This window comes from Oceanobacter kriegii DSM 6294 (assembly GCF_000422845.1).
Taxonomy (GTDB): domain Bacteria; phylum Pseudomonadota; class Gammaproteobacteria; order Pseudomonadales; family Oceanobacteraceae; genus Oceanobacter; species Oceanobacter kriegii.
The window spans coordinates 702578-718698 of sequence record NZ_KE383931.1 but is presented as its reverse complement, the minus strand read 5'-3'; the positions used below and the strand labels follow the sequence as shown (position 1 = coordinate 718698).

Annotated in this window: 12 protein-coding genes and 1 tRNA gene; all 13 read left to right on the top strand. The window is 54.7% G+C overall.

Annotated elements, in window-relative coordinates; translation table 11 throughout:
• The first annotated feature begins 697 nt into the window (after positions 1-697).
• The 13 genes from folP (at position 698) to G516_RS0116455 (ending at position 16067) form a co-directional block, all read left to right on the top strand.
• Positions 698-1528, top strand: coding sequence for a dihydropteroate synthase (gene folP / locus G516_RS0116515; RefSeq protein ID WP_028294577.1), 831 nt, complete (start codon positions 698-700; stop codon positions 1526-1528).
• A gap of 11 nt (positions 1529-1539) precedes the next feature.
• Positions 1540-2874 carry a phosphoglucosamine mutase gene (gene glmM / locus G516_RS0116510; protein ID WP_028294576.1) on the top strand — a complete coding sequence of 445 codons (1335 nt, stop codon included), beginning with the start codon at positions 1540-1542 and terminating at the stop codon, positions 2872-2874.
• A gap of 87 nt (positions 2875-2961) precedes the next feature.
• Entirely contained in the window at positions 2962-3690 is a 729-nt protein-coding gene (gene tpiA / locus G516_RS0116505; RefSeq protein ID WP_036537158.1) for a triose-phosphate isomerase, read from the top strand.
• A 6-nt stretch (positions 3691-3696) separates the two neighbouring features.
• Positions 3697-4074: a preprotein translocase subunit SecG gene (secG, locus tag G516_RS22985; RefSeq protein ID WP_084645127.1), complete on the top strand. Its 378-nt coding sequence runs from the start codon at positions 3697-3699 to the stop codon at positions 4072-4074.
• 31 nt (positions 4075-4105) lie between these two features.
• Positions 4106-4191 (top strand) — tRNA-Leu (locus tag G516_RS0116495).
• Between the two features lie 258 nt (positions 4192-4449).
• A complete protein-coding gene (gene rimP / locus G516_RS0116490) occupies positions 4450-4911 on the top strand; it encodes a ribosome maturation factor RimP (protein ID WP_028294574.1) in 462 nt (153 codons plus the stop codon).
• Positions 4912-4933: 22 nt separating this feature from the next.
• Complete coding sequence (nusA, locus tag G516_RS0116485; RefSeq protein WP_028294573.1) at positions 4934-6421, top strand: transcription termination factor NusA; 1488 nt, start codon at positions 4934-4936, stop codon at positions 6419-6421.
• A 27-nt stretch (positions 6422-6448) separates the two neighbouring features.
• Positions 6449-9262, top strand: coding sequence for a translation initiation factor IF-2 (gene infB / locus G516_RS0116480; protein ID WP_028294572.1), 2814 nt, complete (start codon positions 6449-6451; stop codon positions 9260-9262).
• Positions 9263-9401: 139 nt separating this feature from the next.
• Positions 9402-9833: a 30S ribosome-binding factor RbfA gene (gene rbfA / locus G516_RS0116475; RefSeq protein WP_028294571.1), complete on the top strand. Its 432-nt coding sequence runs from the start codon at positions 9402-9404 to the stop codon at positions 9831-9833.
• An 11-nt stretch (positions 9834-9844) separates the two neighbouring features.
• Complete coding sequence (gene truB, locus G516_RS0116470) at positions 9845-10810, top strand: tRNA pseudouridine(55) synthase TruB (protein ID WP_028294570.1); 966 nt, start codon at positions 9845-9847, stop codon at positions 10808-10810.
• A gap of 134 nt (positions 10811-10944) precedes the next feature.
• Positions 10945-11214, top strand: a complete 270-nt coding sequence (gene rpsO / locus G516_RS0116465; RefSeq protein ID WP_028294569.1) for a 30S ribosomal protein S15 — start codon at positions 10945-10947, stop codon at positions 11212-11214.
• 310 nt (positions 11215-11524) lie between these two features.
• Positions 11525-13633, top strand: a complete 2109-nt coding sequence (gene pnp, locus G516_RS0116460) for a polyribonucleotide nucleotidyltransferase (protein ID WP_028294568.1) — start codon at positions 11525-11527, stop codon at positions 13631-13633.
• Positions 13634-14009: 376 nt separating this feature from the next.
• The gene (locus G516_RS0116455) at positions 14010-16067 is read left to right on the top strand and encodes a hypothetical protein (protein WP_028294567.1); all 2058 of its coding nucleotides are present in this window, start codon (positions 14010-14012) and stop codon (positions 16065-16067) included.
• Positions 16068-16121 lie beyond the last annotated feature (54 nt).

The window sequence follows — 16121 nt, the reverse complement described above, 5'->3', positions numbered from 1 at the left end:
CAAAATCATCGTCGCCTTGGCAAACAAGTTAGCTCGCATTGTCTGGGCGGTACTTACTAAGAAGGTTGTTTACCAAGCTTGATTGATCGACGACTAAAGCAAGTTAATAGTTAAACGTCACGAGGTTGCGCAGACCATTAAGACCAAACAGATAAGATCGGTTCACTGAAACCTTACCCGCGCAGTGGCTCAACGAAGCCGTCCGGGAGATCAGGACAGTGGAAGCACATATCATAATGGCCGTGGCAAAAGCCAATTAACAGGTCGGATATAAGCGTGCAATCTCACTCTGAAACGTCGAAATGGCTTGCAACAACGGGACGGGGCCATATAAGCGCGGGCCGCTGGCCCGCCTTGGATGTGGAGTAGTCATTCAGCACTACCACGTCAGATGGCACCCGCTTCGCGTTTTTATCTGACCTACGTGTACGTCACGGTTGTGTGGGGTGTTGACGGGGCTGATGTGTGTTTCCGGGAGTGCGGGCCGCCGGCTCGCTTTGAATACGGACCAGGCATTCCACACTGTGACGTCAATGGCACCTGCTTCGCGTTTTTATCTGACCCACGTTTATGTCATGGGTGTGTATCGTTTATCCCAACGCTGTACCACCGTTGATATTCTGTTATTTGGCCGCGCTGGTTGGGCCGTGGCCCGTTCTGTTTTATTCTTCTCGTAAATGCAGTTTTGGATAATTACGTGATTCTTCAATGTGGTTCCCGTCAGCTGTCGCTGGCTCGCCCGGTGGTTATGGGCATTCTTAACGCTACGCCAGATTCTTTTTCTGACGGCGGCCGGTTTAACTCCCTTGATGTTGCTTTGAAGCACGCGGAAGCCATGTTGATGGCCGGTGCGGGGATCATCGACGTGGGTGGTGAGTCGACCCGTCCGGGTGCTGATCCTGTGACGGTGGCGGAGGAATTGGAGCGTGTGGTGCCGGTTGTGGAGGGTATTGCCAAGCGTCTGGATGTGGCTATTTCGGTGGATACCAGTACACCTGAGGTAATTACAGAATCCGCCGCGGTAGGTGCGCATATCATCAATGATGTACGGGCGTTAGAAAGAGAAGGTGCGGTCGCTGCTACGGCTGCGACTGGCTTGCCGGTGTGCTTGATGCACATGAAAGGCCAGCCAGAAAACATGCAGGACGCGCCGCAGTATGCGTCTGTGGTGGATGAGGTAATGGGCTATCTGCAGCAGCGTATTGAGGTGTGTGAGGCGGGTGGCATTGCACGTGATCGTATTCTGATTGACCCGGGCTTTGGTTTTGGTAAAACCGCACAACACAACTATGAGCTATTGAACCGTTTGGCCGAGTTTGAATCCATGAATCTGCCTTTGCTCACCGGTCTGTCGCGTAAGCGCATGATTGGTGATGCAACGGGCGTGGATGTGCCGGATCAGCGCACCGCTGGCAGTGTGGCTGCCGCTGTTATTTGTGCAATGAAAGGTGCGCGTATTATCCGTGTGCATGATGTGAAAGAAACCGTCGATGCCATGGCGGTGGTATCTGCTACCCTGGCGTTGTGAGCGAAGAGATTATGTCGAGAAAATTTTTTGGTACCGATGGTATTCGCGGCAAGGTAGGTGAAGCACCTATTACGCCTGATTTTGTGATGAAGCTGGGTTGGGCGGCCGGTAAGGTGTTTGCCAAACAAGGTAAAACCCAGATTCTGATTGGCAAGGACACCCGTATTTCCGGGTATATGTTTGAGTCAGCGCTGGAAGCCGGTTTGTCGGCGGCGGGTGCCGATGTCGCACTGCTGGGACCTATTCCAACGCCAGGTATCGCTTATCTGACGCGCACGTTCCGTGCCCAGGCGGGTATCGTGATCAGTGCTTCTCACAATCCGTACTACGACAACGGCATCAAGTTCTTCTCTGGGGCCGGTCAGAAGCTGCCGGATGAGACTGAGCTGGCGATCGAAGAGTACCTGCAAAAAGACATGGTGTGTGTCGATTCCCAGCAGTTGGGCAAGGCCATGCGTATCAATGACGCGGCAGGTCGATACATCGAATTCTGCAAGGGCACGGCCGGTTCGTTGAATTTGCGCGGCATGAAGATTGTGCTCGATTGCGCCCACGGTGCCACGTACGCCATTGCGCCTGCGGTCTTCCGTGAATTGGGCGCCGATATTGTGGTGCTGGGTAATCAGCCTGATGGCTTTAACATCAACAAGGGCGTGGGTTCTACCGAGCCTGCGGGACTGGTGGATGCGGTTCTGGCTGAAAGCGCGGATCTGGGCATTGCCTTTGATGGCGATGGCGACCGCGTCGTGATGGTCGATCATCGCGGTGACGTGGTGGATGGCGATCAGCTGTTGTACATCATGGCCGCTCATGCTCAGCAGCAAGGCAAGCTGCAGGGCGGTGTGGTGGGTACCCTGATGAGCAACATGGGGCTTGAATTGGGCATGAAGGAGCTGGGTATTCCATTCCTGCGCGCCAAGGTCGGTGACCGCTATGTACTGCAAAAGCTGGAAGAAAACGGCTGGCGCATCGGTGGTGAGTCGTCCGGCCATTTGCTGTCGCTGGATGTGCAAACCACTGGAGATGGCATTGTTGCGGCCTTGCAGGTGCTGGTGGCCTTGATGGATACCGGAACGTCGCTGCGCGATTGGCACCAGCGCATGATGAAAATGCCGCAGGTAATGATCAATGTGCGCCGCGGCGCCAATGCCGATATCAACAGTGATGCCATTCAAACCGCGGTGGCGGCGGTCGAAGCTGAGCTGGCAGGCCGTGGTCGAGTGTTGTTGCGACCATCCGGTACTGAACCTGTGGTGCGGGTGATGGTGGAAGCCGAGACCGATGATATTGCCGCTACCAAGGCCAAACAGCTGGCCGAAGTGGTCGAAACCGAGTTAAACCGTTGAGCAGAAAGAGGATTCGGGTTGTTTAAAGCCCGCTTCTTGGATAGTATCTGCGCTCTTTGATTTTGGGAGTATGCCGTGCGTCGCCTGATGATTGCCGGAAACTGGAAAATGAACGCTTCAACAGCCGCAACTAGCGAGTGGCTGGAGCAGCTTTCGGGTACTGCCGTTGCGGGTCGCGACGTGCTGGTATGTCCGCCGTTTCCTTATTTGTCTCAGTTCCGTGAAGCCATTGCCGACAGCCAGCTTATGCTGGGTGCGCAAAATTGCTCAACTGAAGACAGTGGTGCTTTCACTGGTGAAGTTTCTGCGTCCATGCTCCGCGATCTTGCTTGCGAGTACGTGATTCTTGGTCATTCCGAGCGTCGCGCCCTGTTTGGTGAGACCGATGAGATCATTCTGGCCAAGACGCGCCGCGCGTTGTCTTGTGGTCTGAAGGTGATTCTGTGTGTTGGTGAAACACTGGAAGATCGTCAGGCTGGTAATGAAGAAAACGTCGTTCGTCAGCAGTTGTCTCTGGCACTGTCTGAATTGAGCGAAGACGACTGGCGTTCTGTGGTGATTGCGTATGAACCGGTTTGGGCCATTGGCACCGGCGAGACTGCAACACCGGCGCAGGCTCAGGCGATACACGCATTTATTCGTAGCTTGCTGACTGAACGTGCTGCAGAACTGGGTGAAAAGACCCGTATTCTGTATGGCGGTAGCGTCAACTCCACTACGGCTGAAGAGCTGTTTGCTCAAGCTGATATTGATGGTGGCCTGGTGGGTGGAGCCTCACTGGACGCCGAACATTTCCTGAAAATCTGTACGGCCTAGGTAATTATGGAATCTATTGTTCTTGTAGTTCACATCCTGCTGGCATTGGGCATCATCGGTTTTGTGATGCTGCAGCAAGGTAAGGGAGCGGATGCGGGCGCCTCTTTTGGTGGTGGTGCGTCCCAAACAGTATTTGGTAGCAGTGGTTCCGGCAACTTTTTGAGCCGCACGACTGCGTGGCTGGCTGCTGCGTTCTTCGTTACGTCCCTGGGTTTGGCCATGTACGCCAAGCAACACGCGGAATCTGGCACTGATATTGGTATTCCTTCACAGGAAGTTATTGAAAAGCTTGAGAAAGATACCCCATCTGTGGAAGAATACGCGCCTTCAGTTGATGCACCCGATATGGATGCTTCAGCAAGCGATGCCCCAGTAGTTGAATAACCCAACTATCAGGCATTGATCTGGTAACGATGCGGATGTGGTGGAATTGGTAGACACGCCATCTTGAGGGGGTGGTGAGCTAAGCTCGTGCGAGTTCGAGTCTCGCCATCCGCACCAATAACCAGACCAAGATCAAGTGAACCTGGTTCGCTTTTTGAGCTCAAAGCATTTATAATGCGCCAGCTCAAGCTGTCCAAAGCCCCTCATGTCAGGGGCTTTTTAGTAGCTGTCGTCCGGGGTCACCCGATGGGTTTTACTGTTCGTCCGTGTTTTTTGTGACGACAGGGTGGATTTGGCAGAGCGGTTGTCCGATTCCTGGGCAACTTCATCGGGCTGGGCACTAGGTGCCCAGTTTTTGTTTCTGAGAGGTGAAAAATATTGGCACGTGATACTCGCCTGGTTGAGATGCTGAAACCGGTTGTTGAATCAATGGGTTTTGTTTTCTGGGGGCTTGAACTGTTGAGTCAGGGCCGCCAGGTAATGTTGCGCGTTTATATTGACCACGAAAACGGCATCACCGTTGATCACTGCGCGGACGTCAGTCGCCAGATGAGCGCGGTACTGGACGTTGAAGACCCGATTGCACAGGACTACACGCTGGAAGTGTCGTCGCCGGGTATGGATCGTCCGCTGTTTGAACTCTCTCACTATGAGCAGGCTGTAAACGAAATCATCGAATTACGTCTGCGTATGCCTTTTGATGGACGCCGCAAGTTCAAGGGACGTCTTCAGGGGATTGAAGAACAGGATATTGTTTTGCTGGTGGACAACCACGAATACCTGTTGCCGATTGAGCTGATTGAAAAAGCTCATATTGTTCCAAATTTTGATAACTAAGGTTGCACAGCGAGGCTGGAAGATGAGTAAAGAAATTCTCCTGGTCGCGGAAGCGGTTTCTAACGAAAAAGGCGTATCACGAGAAGTGATTTTTGAGGCCATCGAGTCTGCATTGGCAGCGGCGGCCAAAAAGCGTTACGAAGACGAAGAAGCCACCATTCGCGTAGATATCGACCGCAGAACCGGTGATTACGAAACATTCCGCAGCTGGCTGGTTGTTAGCAACGACGTTGTTCCTGGCCTGGGCGACGAACTGACGCTGCAAGAAGCGCAGGAAATCGACGAAAAGCTGCAGCCAGGTGACACCTACGAAACCCAGATTGAAAACCCGGATTTCGGTCGTATTGCGGCACAGGCAGCCAAGCAGATCATCGTACAGAAAGTACGTGAAGCCGAGCGCGCCCAGATCGTTGAACAATACCAGCACCGCGTTGGCGAGCTGGTGAGCGGTACTGTCAAGAAAGTGACCCGTGACAATGTCATCGTGGATCTTGGCAACAACGCCGAAGGCCTGCTGCCAAAAGACCAGTTGATCGGTCGTGAAATCATGCGCATGGGTGATCGCGTACGTGCCATCCTGCACGCCGTTCGCCCTGAAAACCGCGGCCCTCAGCTGATGCTGAGCCGTACCATTTCCGACATGCTGATCGAATTGTTCCGCATCGAAGTGCCGGAAATCGCTGAAGACGTTATCGAAATCAAGGGCGCTTCCCGTGATCCGGGTTCGCGCGCCAAGATTGCCGTTAAAACCAATGACAAGCGTATCGACCCTGTTGGTGCCTGTGTTGGTATGCGCGGTGCCCGCGTTCAGGCTGTTACCAACGAGCTGGGTGGCAGTGAACGCATCGATATTGTGCTGTGGGACGACAACCCGGCACAGCTGGTGATCAACGCTATGGCACCAGCCGAAGTTGCATCCATCATTATGGATGAAGAGACCAATACCATGGATGTCGCTGTTGAAGACGACAACCTGGCTCAAGCTATTGGTCGTGGTGGTCAGAACGTACGCCTGGCGTCCGAACTGACCGGTTGGGAAATCAATGTAATGACCATCGAAGATGCTGCTGCCAAGCAGAATCAGGAAGCGTCCGCTTACGTTGAGTCCTTTATGAATGCCCTCGATATCGACGAGGATTTTGCCATCCTGCTGGTGGAAGAAGGTTTTACCACCCTGGAAGAAATTGCCTACGTACCGATTGACGAGATGCTGGCAATTGATGGCCTGGACGAAGACATTGTGGAAGAACTCCGCAACCGCGCGAAAGACGTGCTGTTGACCCAGGCAATTGCTTCAGAAGAAAAGCTGGAGCCGGCAGATGATCTGCTGGCGATGGAAGGTATGGATAACGCCCTGGCGCACGTGCTGGCCGGTAAGGGTATCTGTACGATGGAAGATCTTGCCGAGCAATCCATCGACGACCTGATGGACATCGAGGATATGACTGAGGAGAAAGCCGCGGAGCTCATCATGACCGCGCGCAAGCCCTGGTTTGAGGGCAACGACTAATACACTCACTCGGCACAGGAGATACGTATGGCAGAAGTAACAGTTAAAGAACTCGCCGGCGTGGTGGGGACCAGCGTTGACCGCTTGTTGTCCCAGATGAAAGAAGCGGGTTTGCCGCAGACAGGCGCAGACCAGAAAGTTTCTGACGAAGAAAAAGCTCGCTTGTTGACCTCTCTGAAGAAAAGCCACGGCGAAGAGGCACCGGCTGCAGAGCCAAAGAAAATTACCCTGAAGCGTAAGGAAACCCAAACGCTGAAAACGGGTGCTGGCAAGAAGCAGGTCAACATTGAAGTTCGCAAGAAGCGCACCTACGTGCAAAGCGACGAAATGGAAAAAGATCTGGAAGCAGCGCGCGCAGCTCAGGCTGAACGCCGCGTTGTTGACGAAGAAGCTGCGGAAGCGGCTCGCCAGGAAGCCATCCGCAAGGCTGCTGAACAGCAAGCCGCAGCGGACAAGGCAGCTGCTGATCGCGCAGCTCGTGAAGCGGCTGAAGCCGATGCACGTGCCAAAGCGGCGGCGGCCAAGAAGCCTATTTCTGCAACTGCCAAGGTAAGCGTGGCCAAGAAAGCCCCTGCCAAGCCAGTTGCAACGGCAACACCGAAAGCAACCGTTAGCGTTAAGGCCACTGCTCGTCCAAAAGCCGATGCCAAGCCGACCGCGACTGCACGTCCGAAAGTGGAAGCCAAGCCTCGTGCTGAAGCCAAGCCGCGTCAGGATGCACGCAACGGTAACGACCGTCCTGCTAACCGCAACGACCGTCCGGGTTCTGCTCGTCCAGGCGCTGGCCGTCCAACGGCAGTAGCCAAGGTACGTGCGAAGCCAGAGGATGATGCAGCCCAGAAACGCGCAGAAGCCGAAGCGGCTCAGGCGCGTGGTGATGACAACAGCCGCAAGCGTGGTAAAGCCGGTGACCGCAAGCGTAACGACCGTGAAGATCGTTTCGTTGATGGTAACGAAGGCAACAAGCTGAGCGCGAACCGTCGTCGTGGTGGTGGCAAGAATGCCAAGGGCGCCAAAGGCGGCCGTGGTCGTCATCAGTCGGATGCCAACAACGAACACGCATTCACCAAGCCAACCGCTCCGGTTATCCGTGAAGTGGAACTGCCAGAAGCGATCACCGTGGGTGATCTGGCAGCCAAGATGGCCGTGAAAGCCGGTGACGTGATCAAAGAGCTGATGAAAATGGGCGTTATGGCGACCATTAACCAGACTCTGGATCAGGACACTGCCACTCTGGTGGTTGAAGAGCTGGGCCACAAGGTGACCAAGCTGATCTCCGACAACCAGTTGGAAGAAGAAGTTACCGATTCCGTAAGCTACGAAGGCGAAGAGCGCTCCCGTGCGCCGGTTGTTACCGTTATGGGTCACGTTGACCACGGTAAAACCTCGCTGCTGGACCACATCCGTCGTACCCGTGTGGTACAGGGTGAAGCCGGTGGTATTACCCAGCACATTGGTGCTTACCACGTAGAAACGGATCACGGCATGATTTCCTTCCTGGATACCCCAGGACACGCCGCGTTTACCGCCATGCGTGCCCGTGGTGCCCAGTCCACCGACGTTGTGATCCTGGTGGTTGCTGCGGACGATGGTGTGATGCCGCAAACCGAAGAAGCCGTTCAGCACGCGAAAGCGGCTGGTGTGCCTCTGGTGGTTGCCATCAACAAGATGGATAAAGAAGCTGCTGACCCCGATCGTGTCAAAAACGAACTGTCCGCGCGCGACGTACTGCCAGAAGACTGGGGTGGTGATGTACCGTTTGTACCGGTATCTGCACACACTGGTCAGGGCATCGACGAGCTGCTGGAAGCGGTATTGCTGCAATCCGAGATGCTGGAGCTGAAAGCCCACTTCGAAGGTCCTGCACAAGGTACTATCGTTGAATCCCGTCTGGACAAGGGCCGTGGCCCGGTAGCCACGCTGCTGGTTCAGAACGGTACCCTGAACAAGGGCGACATCGTGCTGGCTGGTACTTGTTACGGTCGTGCCCGTGCGCTGCTGGACGAGAACGGCAAGCCGGTAGATCAGGCTGGCCCATCTATCCCGGTAGAAATCCTGGGTCTGAACGGTACTCCGGACGCTGGCGACACCTTCATGGTTGTTGAAAGCGAGAAGAAGGCCCGTGAAGTTGCCCAGTTCCGTGAAGACAAGCTGAAAGAACAGGTTCAACAGCGTCAGCAAGCTGCCAAGCTGGATGCCCTGTTCAACGGCATGGGTGAAGGCCAACAGGCTTCCCTGAACGTGGTACTGAAAACCGACGTACGCGGTTCCCTGGAAGCGATTGTGGCTTCCTTGCAGAAGCTGGCTACCGACGAAGTGAAAGTGAACGTTGTATCCTCCGGCGTGGGTGGTATTACTGAAACTGACGCAACGCTGGCAGTTGCTTCCAGCGCGGTGGTATTCGGCTTCAACGTTCGTGCCGACAACGCTGCCAAGAAAGTGGTCGAGAACAACGGTATCGACATGCGTTACTACAGCGTGATCTACGATCTGCTGGACGACGTCAAGCAAGCAATGGCTGGCCTGTTGGCACCAGAGCTGCGTGAAGAAATCGTTGGTATCGCCGAAGTACGTGATGTCTTCAACTCGCCGAAATTCGGCCAGATTGCGGGCTGTATGGTTGTCGATGGCACCATCTACCGTAACAAGAAGATCCGTGTACTGCGCGAAAACGTGGTTATCTACGAAGGCGAGCTGGAATCCCTGCGTCGCTTCAAGGATGACGTTGCCGACGTTCGCCAGGGCATGGAATGTGGTATCGGTGTGAAGAACTACCAGGACGTTCGCCCAGGCGATCAGATCGAGGTGTTCGACGTACGCGAAGTCGCACGTACCCTGTAATACCGGTAGCTCGTCTACCGTATACCCAAAGCCCGGATTATCCGGGCTTTGGTGTCTGTATGGACCGTAAAAATTTGATTTTCGCAGCGCCCAGTATTGGCTCGGCCGGTAACGCTGGCATCGCTGCAAGTGAGTGAATATGCCAAAAGATTACAGCCGTACTTCCCGTCTGGGTGAGCAAATCCAGCGCGAAGTGGCGCAAATGATCCAGTTCGACATGAAAGACCCGCGTTTGGGTATGGTGACCCTGAATCAGGTAAAAGTTGCCAAAGACCTCGGCTACGCCGACATCTACTTCACCGTGATGGGTGCCAAGGGCGAAACCGACGAAGAAATTCGTGCCCAGACCGAATCCATCCTGAATGACGCCGCCGGCTACCTGCGTAGCAACCTGGCGCGCATTCTGACCACTCGCATCACGCCGATGCTGCGTTTCCACTACGATGAAACGCTGGAGCGTGGCCATCACATGAACAGCCTGATTCGTCAGGCCCGTGAAAAAGACGACAGCGCATTGAAAACCAATGTGACCGACGTTGATGGCCCGATTGGCGCTGACGAAGAAGAGTGATCCGGTAGTTCATGGCAAAACGCAAGAAAGGGCGCGACGTACATGGTGTTGTGCTGCTGAACAAGCCGCTGGGCATTACTTCCAACCGTGCCTTGCAGGTCGTCAAGCGTCTGTTTAACGCCAACAAGGCCGGCCATACCGGGGCTCTGGACCCGGAAGCCAGTGGTCTGTTGCCGATCTGTCTGGGCGAGGCCACCAAGTTTTCCCAGTTGCTGCTGGAGTCTGACAAAAGCTATCAAACCCGCGCTTATCTCGGTGAAGTTCGTTCCACCGGTGACAAAGAGGGGGAAGTGATCAGTCAGGCTGACGTGCCCGAGTTGTCCGACGCGCAAGTGTTGGCGGTGCTGGAGCGCTTCAAGGGCGATGTTGAACAGGTACCGCCGATGTTTTCGGCGCTCAAGCTGGACGGCAAGCCATTGTATGAACTGGCGCGTCAGGGCATGAGTGCGGAAGAAGCCGCCGCCATTGCCGAGAAAAAGCGCCGGGTGATTCAGATTCACCAGCTTGAGCTGGACGGCCGTCCTAGCAATCATGAGCTGGACCTCACCGTGACCTGCTCCAAAGGCACCTACATTCGTACCCTGGTGGAAGACATCGGTGCGGACATCGGCTGTGGTGCATACGTTAGCAAGTTGCATCGTATTCACACCGGGCCATACTCCGGTCAGCACATGCTGACGCTGGAGCAGCTGGAAGAACTGGCTGAACGCGGCTTTGAAGCACTGGATGCCATTCTGGAGCCGATCGAGTCGGCGATACCGGACTGGCCAGTGGCAGAAATCGGTTACGACGAGGCACTGAAAGTCAGAAACGGACAGTCGTTGGGTACTAGCCTGGAAGACGCTTCGTCAGTACAATTATGGGCCTTGGATTCCGGGGCTCGGCAGTTGCTGGGTATCGGTCAGGTTCAACAAGGTCGTTTAAAACCGACGCGGTTGTTAAACATGCCATTGAATCTGCCGTCAGCATCGGCATAATCCCGAATCGGCAATTGGATCATTAAGCTGTTGTTCCGGTTTGCCACCCACATCCCACTGTTAATGTGCATGGTGACGATGTGACTTTTAATCCTCAGGCGTTGCCTGACGCACATTAAACTGGAGTTATAAGCATGGCACTGTCTGCTGAAAAGAAAGCTGAGATCGTAAAAGAATACCAAACCGCCGAAGGCGATACCGGTTCCCCTGAAGTTCAGGTTGCTCTGCTGACCCACAACATCGTTGGTCTGCAGTCCCACTTCAAGGCACACGGTAAGGATCACCACTCCCGTCGTGGTCTGATCCGCATGGTTAACCAGCGTCGTAAGCTGCTGGACTACCTGAAAGGTAAAGATGCAAACCGTTACCTGGAGCTGATCAAGCGCCTGGGTCTGCGTCGCTAATCTCGCTTACAGCAAAAGCCCTCCGGGGCTTTTGTTGTATCTGCAGTACATCCTGTAACACTCTCTGAAAACCTGTAGTCACTGTGGTGCCAACCCCGTAAGAACGGTGGTGCTTCTAACCATTTGTCGTTGATTCCGGCAGGCCGGAATCCTCAACTGCTTCGATTGTGCTGTGTGGGCGCATCGTTGCAGTCCTCGTTTTTCGCTTTGTGCGCGTTTTGTGTGCTTGGTGAGGTGAGCCAAACGATCAATGCTTAGAAGTACCGGCGGTGATACAGAGTGGTATTTATCTCAATAGAATGGAAATGATATGAGCAATATCCCTGTTGCAAAGACCAAAACCTTCCAGTTTGGTAACGACACCATCACACTGGAAACCGGTCGTGTAGCCCGTCAGGCTGACGGCGCTGTAATGGCCACCATGGGTAAGACCCAGGTTCTGGCGACTGTTGTCGCTGCCAAAAGCACCAAGCCAGGTCAGGACTTCTTCCCACTGTCCGTACACTACCAGGAGAAAATGTACTCCGTAGGTCGTATCCCGGGCGGTTACCTGAAGCGTGAAGGTCGTCCTTCCGAAAACGAAACCCTGACTTCCCGTCTGATCGACCGTCCAATCCGTCCGCTGTTCGCTGAAGGCTTCATGAACGAAGTTCAGGTGATCATCACTGTAATGTCTGCTGAAAAAGACGTTAACCCGGACGTACTGGGCATGATCGCCACTTCCGCTGCTCTGGCAGTGTCTGGCGTTCCGTTCAACGGTCCTATCGGTGGCGCTCGCGTTGGCTTCATCGAAGACGAAGGCTACATCCTCAACCCAAGCATCAGCCAGATGGAAGATTCCCTGCTGGACATGATGGTTGCCGGTACCAAAGACGCCGTGCTGATGGTTGAATCCGAAGCCGACGAACTGACCGAAGACGAAATGCTGGGTGCGGTACTGTTCGCTCACAAATCCTTCCAGGCTGCTATCACAGCCATCTCCGAGTGGACTGCTGAGCTGGGTGTTGAGAAGTGGGACTGGACTGCTGAAGCCCGCAACGAAGCGCTGTACGAAGCCGTTAAAGCAGAAGCTGCTGCTGGCATCGCTGAGGCTTACACCACTTCCGAGAAAATGGCTCGTTACGCCAAGCTGGACGAAGTGAAAGCTGCTGCCGTTGAAAAACTGGCTGCTGCTGAAGGCGAAGAAGGTTTCTCCGCTGACGAAATCGCCGACATGGTTGGCGAACTGAAGTACGAAGTGGTTCGTAACCGCGTTATCGAAGGCCAGCCACGTATCGACGGTCGTGACAACGACACCGTTCGTCCGCTGACCATCGAAACCGGCGTTCTGGCCAACACCCACGGTTCTGCGATCTTCACCCGTGGTGAAACTCAGGCCATCGTGGTAACCACTCTGGGCTCTGCCCGTGACGCGCAGATGATCGACTTCCTGCACGGCACCCAGGACGACCCATTCCTGTTCCACTACAACTTCCCTCCATACTCTGTCGGTGAAGCTGGCCGTCTGGGTACTCCAGGTCGTCGTGAGATTGGTCACGGTCGTTTGGCCCGTCGTGGTGTTCAGGCAATGATGCCAGAGCACGATGAGTTCCCGTACACCATCCGTGTGGTTTCCGAGATCACTGAATCCAACGGTTCCTCTTCCATGGCTTCCGTATGTGGTGCTTCCCTGGCTCTGATGGACGCTGGTGTACCTCTGAAAGCTCCGGTTGCTGGTATCGCCATGGGTCTGGTTAAAGAAGGCGAGAAGTTCGCTGTTCTGACCGACATCCTGGGTGACGAAGACCACCTGGGCGACATGGACTTCAAGGTAGCGGGTACTGACGAAGGTATCACCGCACTGCAGATGGACATCAAGATCGAAGGCATCACCGAGCAGATCATGGAAATCGCTCTGGAGAAAGCCAAGGCTGCGCGTCTGCACATCCTCAACGACATGAACAAGGTGATTGCAGAACCTCGTAAAGAGCTGTCTGAAAACGCACCTACCATGACCACCATGAAGATTGCTTCCGACAAGATCCGTGAAGTGATTGGTAAAGGCGGTGCCACCATCCGTGACATCACCGAGAAGTCTGGTGCGTCCATCGACATCAACGACGATGGCGAAATCAAGATCTTCGCGGCTGGCAAAGAAGCTTCCGATCTGGCTCGCAGCATGATCGAAGCCATCACTGCTGAAATCGAAGTGGGCACTACCTACAACGGTAAGGTTTCCAAAATCGTAGACTTCGGTGCTTTCATCACCGTACTGCCAGGCAAAGATGGCCTGCTGCACATCTCCCAGATCAGCGAAGAGCGTGTTGAAAACGTTTCCGACTACCTGAAAGAAGGTCAGATGGTTAACGTACACGTAATGGACGTTGATCCTAAAGGTCGTGTGAAGCTGACCATGAAGGGTGTTGAGCAGCCTGCATAATTTGCAGCTGTAGCAACGGCCTTGCAGGCTTGGGCCTGCAAACAAAAAACCGCCCCTCGCAAGAGTGGCGGTTTTTTTGTGGCTGCTGTTTGGTGGGGCTGTGGCTCAAGCTACCTCCCAGAGCTTTCCTGTAGGTTGGATAATCGAGCGAAGCGAGGGCCATCCAACGCCTCTGTGTCAGATGGCAGCCGCTTCGCGTCTTTATCTGACCTACAACGGGTCTGGCGAATATTGTGGGAGAGAGCTTGCTCTCGATTCCCTCAATCTGTAGGAGTTGGCTTGCCTGCGAAACCCAACGGCTGCGCCAGATCAACACTCATCCATATTAATCCGGGCTTTTTGATACACGGCAAGGGGGCAGCACGAACACGCCTCTATGCTGAAATTATCACGGTTGGCGGACATCGATATGGGCCTGTTAAAGCACGAATTTACATCATCAGATCACGGTCTGGGCGAGCTGCTGGTGCCGGTCGCCAGCGTCGATGCTTTGTGCGCCTTGCTGAATCGGGCAGGGCATCCAGCATCGCCCAAGCAGGTAGCTCATACTCTGGTTGATATCATCGCATTGGCGGGCAGTGCGTCGGTACTGTTGCAAGACTTACAACGTCAGGCGGCCTCTTTATCAACGGCCACTTCTAATTCATTGACCGACGACCAGCAACTGCAACGGCTTTCATCCATGGTGGCGGTACGTTTTCTGCTGAACCGACTGGCGCCGGCCAATCGGATCTGGCTGGTTGAAGACGCAGCGCTGGGACCTGTGTTGGAAGTGTGGCAGTTGTTGACGCAGCGACCTCTGCCCGGGCGCCCGGCATTCACGCTGGATGTATTGGGTTGGCAGCAGTTCTTACAGTCGTTCGGTAGCGACACGTTCAGTCATTGCAGTGCCGGGCCATGGATTGCACCAGACCAGCCGAGCATTTGTTTGGTCGAGCAGGGGGCGGAATGGCAGTTTCCGGTTCTGGCAGAAAGCCAGCGGGTATGGTGGTTGGCATCGGACGATACCGAGCATCTAAGGCAGAAGTTAAACGACAGTTATGTACTGCATCAAAACTGTCAGGCGGAAGGCGGGCAAGCGCGGGCCCATACTGGTACAACCTCAAAGAGTAGCCGCAAAGGCGCTGCCGTTGCTATCTGTATAGGCGATTCAAGCCACAGTCATTCTGCTATTCAGGCCCACGACCTCGGCATTCTGGCCGCTCAATTGCTGGAAGCCGAGCTTGCTGGCACAGGCCTGTTGGAATTACCCATGCTCGGTGCTTTTGATAAGAACGAGCTCGAAATAACTGAGCCGGATGCAATTGCCTCTGCACTGAGCGGACTGCCCGATTGGTCGGCATTGCCCCGTCGTCGCTTTCTGAACGACATGGTGACGGTGACCCGGCCTTCCACACAATGGCAGATGAGCGGTCGTGATGAGCCTGCTTCGGACTGGAAAGGCGCTTTGGATCACTACTTTGCCGATACCGCCGAGGTGAACCCCAGGGTACCTGCTCAGGTCTTCAACTTGACGCACGAACTGGCGTTTCCGTTATTCAGCGAACGTTTTCCCGCCAATTATCATGGCGCTCATTTTGGCTTTGATTTAACAGCAGCACATGGATTGGAACTCTCGGGCAGGGTATTGGAAAACGCCGAAGTGGCAGCCTTTAGCCGTTGCCTGGCATCCCGCTCCGGCATCAGTCTGCTGACGCTGGAACCACACAGGCTGCATCGGTTACAGCCGTTGCTTAAATCGCTAACACAGCAACTTCATTGGATTTCCCAGGCGGGAGATGTGCCTTGCTGGGCCGGGATTCCAATTGTGGTGACGGCCGATGGCTCTGACACGAGTATAGCCTTGTCAGACTCTGACATGTCGCAGCCTGCAGTGCGTTCGTTCTGGGTGCCGGACACTCAATCCGTGCTGACGGCAGTCAGGCATTGTCTGGGAGAATTTGGCGCGGTTCACGTGATTCATGCGCCGTCATGCTCGTCCTCGTTTGCCTTATCACACGCTCAAGCCAATGAGCTGATTGAGCAGGGGGCCGTGTGTTTGCGTGGCAACTGTGCCAGTCAGGTGCAGGTGGTTGCATGCGGAGCCAGGGCACTGATTCAGGCTCAGGTTGTGTGTGACCACTTACATGCGCGCAAGATGGCGTTTTCCCTGGTGTATCTGGCAGAGGCTGATGCCTATCCGGGCTGGAATGACAGGCCAGCAAGCGATGATGCCATGGCCGGTTATTTTCCGCCGCAGGTATCGCATCGATTGCTGCTGACGGAAGTGTTGCCATCAAGCCGAGGGTTCACTCAGGCGGCTGAGAATTCACAGACGACTATGATTCCGGTAACTGGTAACGCTAACGCCCGTACAGAAGCGACGGCTTATGGCTCCGATATGGCCGGGGACTCTATCGCGATCGATCGCTGGCTGTCTGAGCTGTTTGTCTGACGCAAGAACAGTGTCTGATCTTTAAGATCAACAGCAGCATTTACCAGCGCTTGG